13 protein-coding genes and 1 pseudogene are annotated in these 15,518 nt (G+C 74.2%); 11 read left to right on the plus strand and 3 right to left on the minus strand.

Going from position 1 to position 15,518, the window contains the following annotated elements; translation table 11 throughout:
* Window position 1 precedes the first annotated feature (1 nt).
* Both ABZ490_RS28190 and ABZ490_RS28195 read left to right on the plus strand, forming a co-directional pair.
* Entirely contained in the window at window positions 2-1,897 is a 1,896-nt protein-coding gene (locus ABZ490_RS28190) for an ABC transporter permease subunit (protein WP_358995600.1), read from the plus strand.
* Window positions 1,894-3,147, plus strand: coding sequence for an MFS transporter (locus tag ABZ490_RS28195; protein ID WP_358995603.1), 1,254 nt, complete (start codon window positions 1,894-1,896; stop codon window positions 3,145-3,147). Before ABZ490_RS28190 ends, ABZ490_RS28195 begins: the two co-directional genes overlap by 4 nt.
* Window positions 3,148-3,262: 115 nt before the next feature.
* Here ABZ490_RS28195 and ABZ490_RS28200 read toward each other — a convergent pair whose 3' ends face one another.
* Complete coding sequence (locus tag ABZ490_RS28200) at window positions 3,263-4,021, minus strand: CDP-alcohol phosphatidyltransferase family protein (RefSeq protein WP_055633344.1); 759 nt, start codon at window positions 4,019-4,021, stop codon at window positions 3,263-3,265.
* A gap of 120 nt (window positions 4,022-4,141) precedes the next feature.
* Between ABZ490_RS28200 and ABZ490_RS28205 the strand changes: the two genes are divergently transcribed.
* The 5 genes and pseudogenes from ABZ490_RS28205 to ABZ490_RS28225 form a co-directional block, all read left to right on the plus strand.
* Window positions 4,142-5,146 carry a zinc-binding alcohol dehydrogenase gene (locus tag ABZ490_RS28205; protein WP_358995606.1) on the plus strand — a complete coding sequence of 335 codons (1,005 nt, stop codon included), beginning with the start codon at window positions 4,142-4,144 and terminating at the stop codon, window positions 5,144-5,146.
* Between the two features lie 116 nt (window positions 5,147-5,262).
* Window positions 5,263-5,661, plus strand: coding sequence for a 6-carboxytetrahydropterin synthase (locus tag ABZ490_RS28210; protein ID WP_358995609.1), 399 nt, complete (start codon window positions 5,263-5,265; stop codon window positions 5,659-5,661).
* Window positions 5,658-6,866, plus strand: coding sequence for a glycosyltransferase family 4 protein (locus tag ABZ490_RS28215; protein WP_358995612.1), 1,209 nt, complete (start codon window positions 5,658-5,660; stop codon window positions 6,864-6,866). Before ABZ490_RS28210 ends, ABZ490_RS28215 begins: the two co-directional genes overlap by 4 nt.
* On the plus strand, window positions 6,863-7,948 hold the full coding sequence (locus tag ABZ490_RS28220; protein WP_358995615.1) for a trans-aconitate methyltransferase: 1,086 nt from the start codon (window positions 6,863-6,865) through the stop codon (window positions 7,946-7,948). The genes ABZ490_RS28215 and ABZ490_RS28220 overlap by 4 nt, the downstream gene beginning before the upstream one ends.
* A 263-nt stretch (window positions 7,949-8,211) precedes the next feature.
* A pseudogene (locus tag ABZ490_RS28225) lies at window positions 8,212-8,955 on the plus strand (lysylphosphatidylglycerol synthase transmembrane domain-containing protein); the annotation flags it as partial.
* 239 nt (window positions 8,956-9,194) lie between these two features.
* Here ABZ490_RS28225 and ABZ490_RS28230 read toward each other — a convergent pair.
* On the minus strand, window positions 9,195-10,001 hold the full coding sequence (locus ABZ490_RS28230; RefSeq protein ID WP_358995618.1) for a creatininase family protein: 807 nt from the start codon (window positions 9,999-10,001) through the stop codon (window positions 9,195-9,197).
* A gap of 38 nt (window positions 10,002-10,039) precedes the next feature.
* Between ABZ490_RS28230 and ribA the strand changes: the two genes are divergently transcribed.
* The 4 genes from ribA to ABZ490_RS28250 all read left to right on the plus strand — a co-directional run bounded on the left by ribA (window position 10,040) and on the right by ABZ490_RS28250 (window position 14,239).
* Window positions 10,040-10,699, plus strand: a complete 660-nt coding sequence (ribA, locus tag ABZ490_RS28235; RefSeq protein WP_358995621.1) for a GTP cyclohydrolase II — start codon at window positions 10,040-10,042, stop codon at window positions 10,697-10,699.
* A gap of 120 nt (window positions 10,700-10,819) precedes the next feature.
* The gene (locus tag ABZ490_RS28240) at window positions 10,820-11,965 is read left to right on the plus strand and encodes an FAD-binding oxidoreductase (protein WP_358995624.1); all 1,146 of its coding nucleotides are present in this window, start codon (window positions 10,820-10,822) and stop codon (window positions 11,963-11,965) included.
* On the plus strand, window positions 11,962-13,032 hold the full coding sequence (locus ABZ490_RS28245) for a saccharopine dehydrogenase (RefSeq protein ID WP_358995627.1): 1,071 nt from the start codon (window positions 11,962-11,964) through the stop codon (window positions 13,030-13,032). The genes ABZ490_RS28240 and ABZ490_RS28245 overlap by 4 nt, the downstream gene beginning before the upstream one ends.
* A complete protein-coding gene (locus ABZ490_RS28250; RefSeq protein ID WP_358995630.1) occupies window positions 13,025-14,239 on the plus strand; it encodes a saccharopine dehydrogenase family protein in 1,215 nt (404 codons plus the stop codon). The genes ABZ490_RS28245 and ABZ490_RS28250 overlap by 8 nt, the downstream gene beginning before the upstream one ends.
* Window positions 14,240-14,242: 3 nt before the next feature.
* On the opposite strand, the gene ABZ490_RS28255 is transcribed toward ABZ490_RS28250, so the two are convergent.
* The gene (locus tag ABZ490_RS28255; protein ID WP_358995633.1) at window positions 14,243-15,472 is read right to left on the minus strand and encodes a serine hydrolase domain-containing protein; all 1,230 of its coding nucleotides are present in this window, start codon (window positions 15,470-15,472) and stop codon (window positions 14,243-14,245) included.
* Window positions 15,473-15,518: the final 46 nt, after the last annotated feature.

The following is a 15,518-nucleotide window of genomic DNA, read 5'->3' on the forward strand; positions in this document are numbered from 1 at the left end:
CATGGGACACAGGGCGGGCACACTGCTGTGGCGGGCCGGACCGGCGGCGGCGCTGCTGTGCGGGATCGGGCTGCTGCCCTGGCTCTCGCACACCGACCCGGCACACACCGTCCTCAAGGCCCGCTCCGCCGACCGCGACCCCGACCCCGAGGCGCTGGCCGCCGTACGCGCCCAACTCCATCTCGGAGATGGACCGTTGGTGCTTCTCGGGCGGTGGATCGGCGGGCTGTGGCGCGGGGACGCCGGACGGTCCTGGATCTCCGGCGCCGAGGTCACCCCCGCCGTCACCCAGGCCCTGGGCGCGTCCCTGCTGCTGATGGCGGTGTCGCTCGTCGTCGCCTGCGGCACGGCCGCCGCGGTGTGCGCCCGCGCCCTCCACCTCGGCGCCCGGCGCCGGCTCCACGGACGGACCCCGGGCGGCTCGGTCCCCGCCGTGCTCGCCGCGCTGCCCGAGTTCCTCACCGCGTCCGTCCTCGCCACGGTCGTCGGCGTCCACCTCGGCTGGCTGCCCGCCCTCGGCTGGTACGGCCCCCGGTGGACCGTCCTGCCCGCCCTCGCCCTCGGCCTGCCCGCCGGCGCCGTCCTCGGCCGCCTCCTCGACGACCAACTGCCCGCCGCCTTCGCCGAACCCTGGGCCCGGGCCGCCACCGCACGCGGCCTGCCCGGCCGCACCGTCGCCCGTCACGCCCTGCGCCGCTGCCTGCCCGGACTGCTGCCCAACCTCGGGCTGTTCGCCGTGGGGCTGACCGGAGGGGCGGTCGCCGTGGAGCAGATCTTCGACATCCCCGGCCTGGGCCGGACCACCCTCCAGGCCGCCCTCGCCCAGGACCTCCCCGTCCTCCAGGCCGGCACGCTCACGCTCGTCGCGCTCGCCACGGTCACGACGGCCGCCGCCCGCCTCGCCGTGGGGCGGCTCGCCGGTCCCGCGTTGCGCGACGGGGCGCTGCATACACTCCACCGTCCATCGCATGCGGTTCACCGGCCATTGCATACACATGCCAGCCCACCACACGCCCCATGCAGGCGACCGCATACAGTCCACGGTCAGCGGTCCACCGTCCACGGTCAGCGGTCCACCGTCCACGGTCGGCGGTCCACCGTCCGCAGGATCTCGTCCACCGTCCGCAGGATGCGGGCTATTGCATACAGCGCTCCCGCCGCCTACGCCCTCCTCCTCACCGCCGTCATCGCCCTCGGCCTCCCCCGCGACCCCCTGACCGTCGACACCACCACCCGTCTCCGACCCCCCACCCCCACCCACCCCTTCGGTACCGATGCCCTCGGCAGGGACCTGCTCGCCCGCGTCGCGCACGGTGCTCTCGACACTCTTCTCCTCTCCTTCGCCGTCAGCGCGTCGGCCCTGGTCGCCGGGGTGGTGCTCGGGTTGCTGCCCCGGCTGTCCGGGCCGGTCGTGGACACCGTCAACGCCGTGCCGCCCGTCGTGGCCGCGCTGCTCGTCACCGCGTTGTGGGGCGGCGGGGAGGCGACTTCCGCGGTCGCGATGGCCGTCGTGGCGTGGGCGCCGCTCGCCGCGCACACCTCCGCGCTGCTGCGGCAGGAGCGGGCCGCGGTGCATCTGGCCGCCACCCGTGCTCTCGGTGCCGGGCGCTGGTACCTGCTGCGGAGGGGGGCCCTGCCCGCCGTGCTGCCGCCGGTGGTCCGGCACGCCGTGCTGCGGCTGCCCGGGATCGCCCTCGCGCTCGCCTCGCTCGGCTTCCTCGGCCTCGGTGCCCAACCGCCTTCGCCCGAGTGGGGGTTGCTGCTCGCCGAGAACCAGCCCTACGCCGAACGCGCCCCCTGGGCCGTGCTCGCCCCCGCCGCCGTCCTCGCTCTGCTGGGCGCCCTCGCGGTCACCGCAACGGGAGCCGCAGGTAGGCGCGTTGGGAAGGCTCGATGAGTATCCTCCGGCTCCCTCCGCTCCTGCGGCTGCTCGTCCTCACTCAACTCGCCTTCAACATCGGCTTCTTCGCGGTGCTGCCGTTCCTGTCCGGGTATCTGGGCGGGGCCGTCGGCATGGCGGGGTGGCTCGTGGGGTTCGTGCTGGGGCTCAGGACCTTCAGCCAGCAGGGGCTGTTCGTGGTCGGCGGTGCCCTGGCCGACCGGTACGGGGTGCGGCCCGTCGTCCTGGCCGGCTGCGCGCTGCGGATCGCCGGGTTCGTCTGGCTCGGGTACGCCGAGCGGGCCTGGTCGGTGACCGGCGCGGTGCTGCTCGTCGGGTTCGCCGCCGCGCTGTTCTCCCCGGCGGTCGAGTCGGAGGTGGCCCGGCAGGCCGTCGCCCACGAGGAGGCGGGCGGCGGTCCGCGGACCCGGGTGCTGGCCCTGTTCACGGTCGCGGGACAGGCCGGGGCGTTCGTCGGACCGCTGCTGGGCGCGCTGCTGCTGGCGGTCGACTTCCGGACCGTGTGCCTCGTCGGCGCCGGTGTCTTCGTCCTGGTGCTCACCGCGCACGCCCTGCTGCTGCCGCGGCACCTGCCCGGCCGGGAGCGGGTCCGGGTCCGGGGCGGGATGGGCCCGTTGCTGCGCAACCGCCCCTTCCTCGCCCTGTGTTGCGCCTACGGCGCCTACCTCCTCGCCTACAACCAGCTCTACCTCGCCCTGCCCGCCGAGGTGGAGCGCGCGGCGGGTTCGCAGGCGCCGCTGGCCTGGCTGTTCGCGCTGTCGTCGCTGCTGGTGGTGACCGCGCAACTGCCCGTCACCCGCTGGGCGGGGGAGCGGATCGGCGCCCGCCGTTCGGCGGCGGCCGGGCTGGCGCTGATCGCGGCCGGGTTCGCGGTGGTGGCCGCGGCGCTGCCCGCCGGGCGGACCGGGACGGTGGGGCTGCTGCCCGCCGCGGGGTTCGTCGTGCTGCTGACCCTCGGTCAGATGCTCGTCACGCCCGCCGTGCGGGCGTGGGTCCCCGACCTCGCGGAGAGGGGCCGACTCGGCCTGTACACGGGGGCGTTGTCCTCGGTCTCCGGGCTGATCGTGCTGCTCGGCAGCGCGGCCACCGGCACGCTCCTCGACACCGGGCTCCCGTCGGCCGTGCCCTGGCTGCTGCTCGCCGCCGTGCCGGCCGCCGCGATCGCCCTGCTGCCCGGCCGGGAGCGCGCCCACCGCCGGAGCGACGTCGCCGACACGGCCGTACAACCGGACACGACACGGCCGTAGAGACAGCCGGGGCCGCTGCCGAAGTGGGCATACGGAAGGGCCCGGACCGTCCGTGACGATGCGGGCCCTTTCCCGTGGGGGGCGGTGGTGGCAGGGGGGTGAACCCCCGTGCGGTCTAGGCGAGTTCCAGCACCCGCTGCTCCGCCGGGCGGGCCGTGCGGATCCGGGAGGTGCGGTACAGCCACAGCACGTCGCGGCCGAAGGACCACAGCAGGGTGCCGAGGGCCAGCAGCATGACGGCGACGTTGCCGGCGTGGGGGAGGAGGTCGGCGCCCGCGACCAGCAGGCAGATGCCCTGGAGGGCGGCGACGGTCTTGCGGGCCATGCTCGGCGGGAGCGGGGCGTTGAGCCAGGGGGCGACGCGGGCGGCGGCGACGAAGACGTAGCGCATCGCGCCGACCAGCAGCACCCACGGGCCGAGCGCCATGGAGACGTACACGCTCAGGACGAGGATGAGGAACGCGTCGACCTCCATGTCGAAGCGCGCGCCCAGCGCGGTGGAGGTGCCGGTGCGGCGGGCGACCTTGCCGTCGACGCCGTCGAGGATGAGGGCGACGGCGGTGAGGCCGACCAGCAGGGTCACCGGAGGGGTGGACTCGAAGGAGTCGGCGACCAGGGCGGTCACCCCGCCGACGAGGGTGGCGCGGCCGAGCGTGACCCGGTTGGCGGGACCGAAGGAGCGCAGCCGCGAGCGGTGCAGCGCCCGGGAGAGGACCGCCCAGGTGGCGACGGCGAAGACGAGGCCGGTGACCCAGCCCGCCGGCCCCATGCCGATCGCCGAGCCGAGCAGGGCCAGCAACAGGATCTGTACGCCCGCTCCCACAGCGGTCTCCTGCTGGACCAGCCTTGCGTCGTAAGTGTTGTTCAGGGCCACCGCACATTCCTCCGGCCAGGTGACAGAGATGATCAGTGCCGCGTACTGTGCGCGACCTGTGCACACCTCGGTACGTGCACCGGTTGCAGATCGTTCAGCAGATCGTTCAGGAGGATGCCGATGGACCGCAGCGGACGCGCGTTCTGGATCGACGCCCCGGGCCGCGGCGGGATCCGGGACGTCGCCCTGCCGGAGCCCGCCGAGGGCGAGGTCGTCGTCCGTTCGCTGTACTCCGGGGTCAGCCGCGGCACGGAGACCCTCGTCTTCCGCGGACAGGTGCCCGAGAGCCAGCACACGGTCATGCGGGCGCCGTTCCAGGAGGGCGACTTCCCGGCGCCCGTGAAGTACGGCTACCTCAATGTGGGCGTGGTGGAGGAGGGGCCCGCGCGGCTCGTCGGGCGGACCGTGTTCTGTCTGTATCCGCATCAGACGCGGTACGTCGTCCCCGAGACGGCCGTCACCGTCGTACCGGACTCCGTGCCCGCCGGACGGGCCGTGCTCGCCGGCACCGTGGAGACCGCCGTCAACGCGTTGTGGGACGCGAAGCCCCTGGTCGGCGACCGGATCGCGGTGGTCGGCGGCGGCATGGTCGGCTGCTCGGTCGCCGCGCTGCTGGCCCGCTTCCCCGGCGTGCGCGTGCAGTTGGTGGACGCCGATCCCGCGCGCGCGAAGACGGCAGAGGCGCTCGGCGTCGGCTTCGCGCTGCCCGGGGACGCGCTCGGCGGCTGCGACCTGGTCGTGCACGCCAGCGCCACCGAACAGGGCCTGACCCGGTCGCTGGAACTGCTCCGCGCCGAGGGCACCGTCCTCGAACTGAGCTGGTACGGCGACCGCAGGATCGCGCTGCCGCTCGGCGAGGCCTTCCACTCGCGCCGGCTGGTGCTGCGCAGCAGTCAGGTAGGCACCGTCTCCCCGGCCCGCGCCGACCGCAGCTACGCCGACCGGCTCGCGCTCGCCCTCGACCTGCTGGCCGATCCGGCGCTCGACGCGCTCGTCACGGGAGAAAGCGCGTTCGAGGAGCTGCCGGAGGTGATGCCGGGGCTGGCGTCGGGCGAGATCCCCGCGCTCTGTCACCGTGTCAGGTACCCGTCGGGGAGCAGGTCGGGGACCAGCAAGAGCGCCTGACCTGAGAAAAGAGTGAGATCGCACTGAACACGGGGAAGGCAGGAGCCGTACTACACGGCATCCCCCGGCGGCCAAGGGCCGGGGGACCAGACGCGCCGCACCTGGAGGGTCGTCCGTTGTTCAGTGTCACCGTCCGCGATCACATCATGATCGCCCACAGCTTCCGCGGCGAGGTCTTCGGACCCGCGCAGCGCCTGCACGGAGCGACGTTCCTGGTGGACGCCACGTTCCGCCGCGAGCAGCTGGACGACGACAACATCGTCGTCGACATTGGCCTCGCCACCCAGGAGCTCGGGGCCGTCGTCAGCGAGCTGAACTACCGCAACCTGGACAACGAGCCCGACTTCGCCGGGATCAACACCTCCACGGAGTTCCTCGCCAAGGTCGTCGCGGACCGGCTCGCCGAGCGCATCCACAAGGGCGCGCTCGGTGAGGGCGCCCGCGGCATCGCCTCGCTCTCCGTCACCCTGCACGAGTCGCACATCGCCTGGGCGAGTTTCGAGCGTGCGCTGTGACCGAGGTGACCCTGGCGAAGGCCCCGCTCGCCTACGTGCCCGTGCAGACCACGGCACCCAAGGCCCCCACCGCCCCGACGGCCCGGAAGGCGGGTGACCTCATCCCCATGTCTCTGCGCTCCGTGCACTTCGTCATGCCGGGCGGGGTCTACGACACCGCCAACCCCAGCGGCGGCAACGCCTACGACCGGCGGGTCTGCCTGGACCTGCCCGGCTTCGGCTGGCAGGTTCACAAGCACCTGGTGAACGGCCTGTGGCCGCGCCCGGAGACCGCCGCCCGCACCGAACTGGCGCGCACCCTGGCCGAGCTCCCCGACGGCACGGTCGTGCTGCTCGACGGGCTCGTCGCCTGCGGCGTCCCGGAGATCGTGGTGCCGGAGGCGGAGCGGCTGCGGCTCGCGGTCCTCGTGCACCTGCCGCTCGGCGACGAGACCGGCCTCGAACCGCTGGTGGCCGCCGAGCTCGACGCCAAGGAGCGGGCCGTGCTGCGGGCGGTGCCCGCGGTGATCGCCACCAGCGACTGGGCGGTGCGCCGCCTCGTCTCGCACCACGGCCTGGCCCCGGAGAAGGTGCACTGCGCCGCTCCCGGCGCCGACATCGCGCCCCTCGCCTCGGGCACCGACGGCGTCTCGCGGCTGCTGTGCGTGGCCGCCGTGACCCCGCGCAAGGGGCAGCACCGGCTGGTGGAGGCGCTGGCCGCGGTGACCGACCTCAGGTGGTCCTGCGTGTGCGTGGGCGGTCTGACCCAGGACCCGGAGTACGTCGCCCATCTGCGCGGCCTGATCCGCCGCCACGGCCTCGAGGGCCGGCTGGAGCTGGCCGGCCCGAAGGCGGGCGCCGAACTCGACGCCGCGTACGCCTCCGCCGACCTGATGGTCCTCACCTCCTACGCCGAGACCTACGGCATGGCGGTCACCGAGGCCCTCGCCCGCGGCATCCCGGTCCTCGCGACCGACGTCGGCGGGCTGCCCGAGGCCGTCGGCCGCGCCCCCGACGGCGGGATGCCCGGCATCCTCGTCCCGCCGGAGAACCCGGCCGCGCTCGCCGCGGAGCTGCGCGGCTGGTTCGGCGAGGCGGACGTGCGGCGCCGGCTGAAGGCGGCCGCGCGCAGCCGCCGGGCCGCCCTGAACGGCTGGGCGTCCACCGCCCAGAGCCTGGCCGGCGTGCTGGGCCGGCTTCCCGGCGAACCCCGGAGGGCGGCATGAGGAAGACGACGGCGAGCCCGGCGGACATGGCACGGCACGTGGGGGCCATCCCCACCCAGCCGGGCCCGAAGGAGACCTCCACCATGACGGACACCGCTACCGACACCGTGGCCCAGGACGTGACCGACGTCGTGACCGACACCCTGGCCCAGGACGTGACCGACCCCGACGCGGTGATAGCGGGCGCGGGCCCCGTCACCCGCCCCGGCGAGCGGCCCACCGTACGGCTGCGGGAGGGCGGTCCCGAGGACCAGCCGCGGTACGCGCCCGAGTGGCTCCAGCTGCGGGAGCCCGCGGACGCGGCGGCCCGTGCGGTGGACCTGCTGGACCCGCTGCGGATCCGGCTGGCGAACCTGCCGAACGGGCGCAGCGGCGGTCTCGCCGTGCACGACCTGGGCTGCGGCACCGGCTCGATGGGCCGCTGGCTGGCGCCCCGCCTGGACGGCGGCCAGCACTGGATCCTGCACGACCGGGACCCCTACCTGCTGCACTTCGCGGCCGTCGCCTCGCCGCGCGCGGCCGCCGACGGCAGCCGGGTCACCGTCGAGACCCGGCGCGGCGACGTCGCCCGGCTCACCCCGGACGCCCTGACCGGCGCCTCCCTCGTGACCGCCTCCGCCCTCCTCGACGTCCTCACCCGTGAGGAGGTCGAGACGCTCGCCGCGGCCTGCGCGGGCGCCGGCTGCCCGGCGCTGCTGACGCTGTCCGTGGCCGGCCGGGTCGAGTTCTCCGCGCCGGACCCGCTGGACGAGGAGCTCGCCGCCGCGTTCAACGAGCACCAGCGGCGCGGCGGCCTCCTCGGCCCCGACGCGGTGGGCGTCGCCTGCGAGGCGTTCGCCGACCACGGCGCCACCGTCAAGGTCCACCCGAGCCCCTGGCGGCTCGGCCCCGAGCAGGCCGCGCTCACCGCGCAGTGGCTGCGCGGCTGGGTCGGCGCGGCCGTCGAGGAGCGCCCCGACCTCGCCGAACGCGCCGAGGACTATCTCGCCGCCCGCCTCACCGCCTGCCAGGCGGGCGAACTGAGGGTCACCGTCCACCACAGCGACCTGCTCGCCCTGGCCCGGCCGACGGGGCGCGTCTGATGAGCGCCGAGACGGTGGGCGCGCGGGCCGGGACGGCCGCGCCCGCGGTGCGGGGCGAGGGCACCACGGCCGTACGGCGGCCGCCCCGCGCCCCCTCGGCGGCGCGCACCGGGCCCGCCGTGTCCGAGGCCCGCATCGGGGTCATCGTGACCGAGCCGCACCGCACGCCGTCGGTGTGGCGCAGGGCGTTCGCCTCGCGCGCCCTGCGCACCCACGTCGGGACCGTCGCCGGTGTCCTCATCCTCACGGTGCTGCTGTGGCGGATGGGGACGGGCGTGTTCCTGGACGGGCTGCGCCGGATCGACGTACCGACCGTGCTGATCGCGCTCGGCATCGGCGCCGTCACCACCGTGTTCAGTGCCTGGCGGTGGGCGCTCGTGGCCCGCGGGCTGCGGATCCGGCTGCCGTTCGGCGCGGCGGTCGCGGACTACTACCGGGCGCTGTTCCTGAACGCGGCCCTGCCCGGCGGCATCCTCGGCGACGTGCACCGCGCCGTGCGGCACGGGCAGAGCGCCGGTGACGTCGGGCGCGGTGTACGGGCGGTCGTGCTGGAGCGCACGGCGGGACAGCTCGCGCTGGCCGGCGCGGGTGTGACGGTCCTGCTGGTGCTGCCGTCCCCGGTCATGGGCGAGCTGCGCGGCCTCGCCCCGCTGGTCCTGCTGGCCGGGGCGGGCGCGCTCGCCGTCGTCCTCGCCCTGCGCATGAACTCCTCCCGGCCGCGCCGCGCCGGTCGCCTGGGCAGGGCGCTGGCCGAGGCGCGCGAGGGGCTGCTGTCCCGCCGCAACGGGCCCGGGGTCGCCGTGTCGTCGCTGGTCGTGCTCGCCGGGTACGTCGCGATGTTCGTCGTCGCCGCCCGGGTGGTCGGCTCCGGCGCCTCCGTGCTCGGCCTGCTGCCGATCGCGATGCTCGCCCTGCTCGCCATGGCCGTGCCGCTGAACGTCGGCGGCTGGGGCCCCCGCGAGGGCGTCACCGCCTGGGCGTTCGGCGCGGCCGGCCTCGGCGCGGACACCGGCCTGTCGGTGGCGGTGGTGTACGGCGTGCTGAGCTTCGTGGCCGCGCTGCCGGGGGCCGTCGTCCTCGTCGTGCGCTGGTACACGGCCGTACGTGCCGACGGGACGGCGCGCGGGGACGAGACGGCCGGGGCGGTCGGGACCGGTGAGGTCGCCGAGGCCGCTGCCGCTGCTGCTGACGCCGCGGAGGCCGCCGAGGCCGGTGGGACTGTTTCCGGCCTCGCCTCCCGGGCGGCCTACAGCGAGCCGGTGTTTCCGGAGTCCTCCGAAGTCAGCAGCGAGAAATACGCGCCGAAGGAATCCGCCAGGCTCGCCAGGAGTTCCTTTCCCTTTTCCGCGGACCCCAGGGAAGGACGGCCGATGACGCCCGAATCGGTATAGGCGGACATTCCCAGCGTGAGCAGATGGCGACGGTCGTCCGCGGTGAAATCGGCGGACTCGAAACCGGGCCGGACGAGTTCCGGATGGGCGTGCAGCAGGATCGAGGTCTCGATCTCCCCGGCGTGCATGTCGGTGAGGAGCGAGGTCACCACCCCGGACCGTTCCCGCGCCGCCTCCCAGTCCTCCGGGGCCGGGAAGAGCGCCATCCGCTCACCGCGGGCGGAGGACTCCTGGACCGCGTTGCCCAGGACGTAGTTCCCGCCGTGTCCGTTGACCAGCACCAGGGCCTCGACGCCCGAGCGGCGCAACGACGCCGCGATGTCCCGTACCACCGCGTGAAGGGTCACGGAGGAGATGCTGACGGTCCCCGGCCAGGCCGCGTGCTCGTGCGAGCAGGCGATGGTCACCGGCGGAAGGAGGTGCACCGGGTACGCCCCGGCGATCTCCCGGGCGATGGCGCAGGCGACCAGCGTGTCGGTGGCGAGCGGCAGGTACGGGCCGTGCTGTTCGAAGCTGCCGACCGGCAGGACCGCCACCTGCGTCGCGAGGCCCGCGCCCCGGGAGCGGACGTCCTCGGTGGTGTCCGCGGGCACCAGGCCGGGCACCGCCCCCACCGTCGCCGCCCCCGCCGCCGTCGCCGTCCTTATCTCCGAACCACTCATCTTTTCCCGGCCTTTCGTCTCCGCTTAGGAATCAGATCATGACAGAGAAAATTGGCGTACTCGGCAAGCAGACCGCGCAGCGCACCGGTGTGGAACGCGTGGTGAATGCCCCCTTGCCCACGGTGTACGGGAAATTCCAGGCGGTGGGCTACCTCGACCACGACCGCGGTGACGAACAAGTCGCCCTGGTGTACGGCGAGATCGGCAGCGAGGACGTGCTGACCCGGCTGCACTCGGAGTGCCTGACCGGCGACGCGTTCGGCTCCCAGCACTGCGAGTGCGGCGACCAGCTGGAGTCGGCGCTGCGGGCCGTCGTCGACGCGGGCAGCGGCATCGTCGTCTATCTGCGCGGCCACGAGGGCCGCGGCATCGGTCTGCTCGGCAAGCTGCGCGCGATGGCCCTCCAGGCGGAGGGGCTGGACACCGTCGAGGCGAACGTCGCGCTCGGTTTCCCGGTGGACGCCCGCGACTACAAGGTGGCCGCCGACATCCTGCGCGACCTCGGCGTACGGTCCGTGCGGCTGATGTCGAACAACCCGCGCAAGCGCGAGGCGCTCGTCGACAACGGCATCCAGGTCGCCGAGGAGGTGCCGCTGCTGATAGAGCCGTGCGAGAACAACATCACCTACCTGCGCACCAAGCGGGAGCGCATGGACCACCGGCTGCCGCACCTGGACGCGGTGGCGCACTGGTCCTGAGCGCGCTCCGGTCGGGATCCCCGCGCCGCCCGGCGGGTAGGGATCACGACGACCCGTGCAGGTGACAGCCCCGGCCTCGGTACTCGGGCCGGGGCCGCCGCACAGTAAGGAGCCGCTCGCGTGAACACGCATGCCTCGGTCGTCGTCATCGGCGGTGGAGTGATCGGGACCAGCATCGCCTACCATCTGGCCGCCGCGGGCGTACGGGACGTCCTGCTGGTGGAGCGGGACGACCTCGCCGCCGGGTCGACCTCGAAGGCCGCCGGAGGGGTGCGCGCCCAGTTCTCCGACGAGCTGAACATCCAGCTCGGGGCGCGCAGCCTGGAGGCGTTCGGGCGGTTCGGCGAGGAGTTCGGGCACGACATCGGACTGCACCGGGTCGGCTATCTCTTCCTGCTCTCCACCCCCGAGGAGGTCGCCTCCTTCGAGGCGGGCGTACGGCTGCAGAACGCGCTCGGGGTGCCCAGCCGCATGATCGACCCGGCCGAGGCCCGCCGGCTCTCCCCGCTGATCACCACCGACGGCTTACTGGCCGCCGCCTTCTCGCCCGACGACGGCCACTGCACGCCGGAGGCCGTCGTCCAGGGATACGCGGACGCCGCCCGCCGGTGCGGTGCGCGGATCCTGCGCCGGACCGCGGTGACCGGCATCGAGACCCGCGGCGACACCATCACCGGCGTCACCACCACCCTCGGCCCCGTCACCACCGACACGGTGATCTGCGCGGCCGGCGCCTGGTCCCGGTCGGTCGGCGCGATGGTGGGCGTGGACCTGCCGGTGCAGCCGCTGCGCCGCCAGATCGCGGTGACCGAGGCGGTGCCCGGACTTCCGCCGGACCTGCCCATGACGATCGACTTCAGCACCACCCTCTACTTCCACTCCGAGGGCCCCGGTCTGCTCGTCGGCATGTCCGACCCCGACGAGCGTCCCGGCTTCGCCACCGACACCCACGACCGCTGGATCCCCCGTCTCGCCGCCGCGCTGGAGCACCGCGCCCCCGACATCCTCGAGCTGCGCCGCACGGGCGGCTGGGCGGGCCTGTACGAGGTCACCCCGGACCACAACGCGCTGATCGGCGAGGCGCATTCGGTCTCCCGTTTTCTGTATGCGACCGGTTTCTCCGGGCACGGCTTCCTCCAGGGACCGGCCGTCGGCGAGGTCGTCCGCGACCTCTACCTGGGCCGCGTACCCTTCGTGGACGTCACCCCCCTGAGCGCCGGCCGGTTCGCGGCCGACGCCCCGCGTCCGGAGGTCAACTGCGTATGACGGCACCGACCGCCCCCCACCTGTGGCTGCGCCACGAGGCCCGCTCCACCGAACGGCGCACCCCGGTCGTCCCCGACGACGCCCGCCGCCTCGTCGAGGCCGGTGTGCGGCTGACCGTCGAGGAGTCCCCGCAGCGGATCTTCCCCGTCGAGGAGTACGAGGCGGTGGGCGCCCGGATCACTCCCGCGGGCTCCTGGGTGTCGGCGCCGCCGGACACGGTCGTCCTCGGCCTGAAGGAACTCCCGGACGAGCCAGCCGAGCTGACGCACCGCCACATCTTCTTCGGGCACGCCTACAAGCAGCAGCCCGGCGCGGCCGGTCTGCTCCGCCGGTTCGCCGCCGGGGGAGGGGCGCTCCTGGACCTGGAGTACCTGGTCGACGAACAGGGCCGCAGGCTCGCCGCGTTCGGCTTCTGGGCCGGCTACCTCGGCGCCGCCCTCGCGGTGCTCCACCACCGGGGCCGGCTCACCGCACCGCTGCTCCCCACCGACCGGGACGCCCTGGACGAGACCTTGCGCCCGCGCCCCGGCGACGCGGAGTTCACCGCCCTCGTGGTCGGCGCCCTGGGCCGCAGCGGCCGGGGCGCCCGCGCCGCCCTCGCCACGGCCGGCGTCGACCCCACCTGCTGGGACCTCGCCGAGACCCGGGACCTGGACCGCCGCGCCCTCCTGGACCACGAACTGCTCGTCAACTGCGTTCTGGCGACCACCCCCGTGCCACCGTTCGTCCGCGAGGAGGACCTGGACGACCTGGCCCGCGGGCTGCGCACCCTCTCCGACGTCACCTGCGACGTCGGCTCCCCCCTCAACGTCCTGCCCGTCTACGACCGCACCACGGAATGGACGGACCCGGTGCACACCCTGCGCAAGGAACCCCCGCTGGACCTGATCGCCATCGACAACCTGCCCTCGCTGCTGCCGCGCGAGTCCAGCACCGACTTCTCCGCGGCCCTGCTGCCCCAGCTCCTGGAACTCCCCGCGGGGGACGCGTGGGCGCGCTGCCTGGAGCGGTTCCGGCGGGCGGGGCGCGAACTCGGCATCGAGGCAGAGGGGTTCGGCCATGAGTGAGGTACCCGCGAGCGGTGCGGTCCACTGGGTGGGCGCCGGACTGTCCACGGGCAGCGGGCTCGCCGACCTGTGCGCGCGCACCGACGGCGTCCGCCTCTGGCACCGTACGGCGGACCGCGCGGCCGAGGCCCTGGAGCGGCTGGGGCTGACCGGACGCGCCGCCCCCCGCGCCTACACGCTCGCCGCGCTCACGGCCGAACTCGCCCCCGGTGACGTCGTCGTGTCGATGCTGCCCGCCCCCGACCACGCCCCGCTGCTCGCCGCCTGCGTCGCCCGGCGCGCCCACTTCGCCTGCTCCAGTTATGTCTCGGACGCGGTGCTGGAGCAGGTCCCGGCGGCCGGGAAGGCGGGGCTGGTCGTCCTCACCGAGGCCGGGCTCGACCCCGGCATCGACCATCTCTTCGCCCACGCCCTGGTGGCCCGCGCACGGGAGGCGATCGGCGCGGACACGGCGGCCTCGTACCGTCTCACCTCGTACTGCGGAGGCGTCCCGGCGGTCCCCAACGACTTCCGCTACCGCTTCAGCTGGGCACCCCTGGGCGTCCTCAACGCCCTGCGCTCGCCCGCCCGTTACCTGGATGACGGCACCGAGACCGTCGCCGTCCGGCCCTGGGAGGCGACCCGGCGGCACGTCGTGGACGGGGAACCCTTCGAGGTGTACCCCAACCGGGACAGCGTGCCCTTCGTCGAGCAGTACGGGCTGCCGCCGGCCTGGAAGCCGGCCGCGTTCGTGCGCGGTACCCTGCGCCTGGACGGCTGGCTGGACGCCTGGGGGCCGGTGTTCGAGGAGCTGAAGGTGGGCGACGACACCCGGATCGCCGCCCTGGCACGGGAGTTGGCCGCCACCTATCCGACGAGCGACACGGACCGCGACCGGGTGATCCTCGAGGTCGCCCTTGAGGTGTCCCCGGATGCGGATGCGGGTGCGGATGCGGATGCGGGTGCCGGTGCGGGTGCGGCCGGCGCGGCCTTCGGCAAGGGCGCTTCCTGGTCCGGGAGTTACCTGCTGGACCTGGTCGGCGACGAGGCGGAGAGCGCGATGGCGCGGTGCGTCTCGCGCACGCTCGCGCTCGGCGTCCGGCAGATCCTGGCGGGCGCGCTGCCGCCGGGTCTCCACCGGGCGGCCGAGACGGCGGCCCGGTCGGTGGAGTGGCTCGATGAACTGGCCGCTGAGGGGCTGGAGTTCACTCGGCGCGGGGACGGCTGACGGTCAGTCGAGCACGGCCTCGTGCACGAGCCGCTTGAGATCGGGGTACAGCTTCAGCGACCTCCTCGGCCGCACCTGCGTCAGGAACTGCACGCTCAGGTCGTGCTGCGGGTCGATCCAGAAGGTGGTCGTGGCGACACCGCTCCAGCCGTAGGTGCCGAGGCCCGTCGGGGCCTGGGTGCGGTCCGGGTCGACGACCACGGACACGCCCAGGCCGAAGCCGACACCGTCGTTGCCCGGTTCGTCGTGCGCCGGACGGCTGCCGAAGGCGCGCAGGTCCGCGCCGCCGGGGAGGTGGTTGCGGGTCATGAGGTCCACGGTCTCGGGGGCCAGCAGCCGCACCCCGTCGAGTTCGCCGCGGCGGCGCAGCAGCTCGCTGAAGCGGTGGATGTCGTATGCGGTCGCCACCATACCGCCGCTCCCCGACAGGAACCGGGGGCGGCCGAACAGGGGCAGACCGGCGATCGGTTCGATACCGCCGCCTTCGGTGTCGCCGTACAGCTCGGCCAGCCGGGCCGCCTGCTCGTCGGTGACCTGGAAGCCGGCGTCCGTCATGCCCAGGGGGCGGAGGATCCGCTCGCCGATGAACTCGTCGAGGGGCTGCCCGGAGACGACCTCGATGATCCGGCCGAGGACGTTGGTGGACACCGAGTAGTTCCACTGGGTGCCCGGCTCGAACTGGAGGGGCAGTCGTGCGTACGCCTCCACGGTCTCGGCCAGGTTGGAGCCGGGCAGCACCGCGGACTCCAGCCCGGCCTCGCGGTACAGGGCGTCGACGGGGTGACAGTGGTAGAAGGCGAACGTCAGACCCGAGGTGTGGGTCATCAGATGCCGCACCAGCAGCGGCTGCCGCACCGGGCGGGTGGTGAGGTCCGCGCCCGAGCCGCCCGCGTGGACCCGCTGGTCGGCGAAGGCCGGGAGATGGTCGGCGACCGGGTCGTCGAGCCGCAGCCGGCCCTCCTCCATCAGTATCAGGGCGGCGACGGAGGTGACCGGCTTGGTCATCGAGTAGATCCGGTACAGGGTGTCGGCCTCGACGGGCAGTCCGGCGGCGACGTCACGGTGTCCGTGCGTGGTGAGGTGCGCGACGCGGCCGCCCCGGGAGACCGCCAAGAGGAAACCGGGCAGCCGTCCCTCGTCGACGTAGTGGGCGACGTGCTGGTCGAGGCGGTCCAGCGCCTTCGCGTCCAGCCCGACCTCGCTCGGGTCGACCTCTTGTCGCAGCAGTGCCATCGTTCTCCTCCGGTGCGTTCGTGCGAGGTGCGGTCCGGGTTGCCCC

Source organism: Streptomyces sp. NPDC005811 (genome assembly GCF_040630405.1).
Taxonomy (GTDB): Bacteria; Actinomycetota; Actinomycetes; order Streptomycetales; family Streptomycetaceae; genus Streptomyces.

What these genes read in the sequence shown, in the direction of transcription:
- ABZ490_RS28230 (WP_358995618.1), bottom strand. Translation starts at nt 10,001, where the DNA reads ATGAGTGGTTCGGAGATAAGGACGGCGACGGCGGCGGGGGCGGCGACG.
- ABZ490_RS28255 (WP_358995633.1), bottom strand. Translation starts at nt 15,472, where the DNA reads ATGGCACTGCTGCGACAAGAGGTCGACCCGAGCGAGGTCGGGCTGGAC.
- ABZ490_RS28245 (WP_358995627.1), top strand. Translation starts at nt 11,962, where the DNA reads ATGACGGCACCGACCGCCCCCCACCTGTGGCTGCGCCACGAGGCCCGC.
- ABZ490_RS28190 (WP_358995600.1), top strand. Translation starts at nt 2, where the DNA reads ATGGGACACAGGGCGGGCACACTGCTGTGGCGGGCCGGACCGGCGGCG.
- ABZ490_RS28220 (WP_358995615.1), top strand. Translation starts at nt 6,863, where the DNA reads ATGAGGAAGACGACGGCGAGCCCGGCGGACATGGCACGGCACGTGGGG.
- ABZ490_RS28195 (WP_358995603.1), top strand. Translation starts at nt 1,894, where the DNA reads ATGAGTATCCTCCGGCTCCCTCCGCTCCTGCGGCTGCTCGTCCTCACT.
- ribA (WP_358995621.1), top strand. Translation starts at nt 10,040, where the DNA reads ATGACAGAGAAAATTGGCGTACTCGGCAAGCAGACCGCGCAGCGCACC.
- ABZ490_RS28205 (WP_358995606.1), top strand. Translation starts at nt 4,142, where the DNA reads ATGGACCGCAGCGGACGCGCGTTCTGGATCGACGCCCCGGGCCGCGGC.
- ABZ490_RS28250 (WP_358995630.1), top strand. Translation starts at nt 13,025, where the DNA reads ATGAGTGAGGTACCCGCGAGCGGTGCGGTCCACTGGGTGGGCGCCGGA.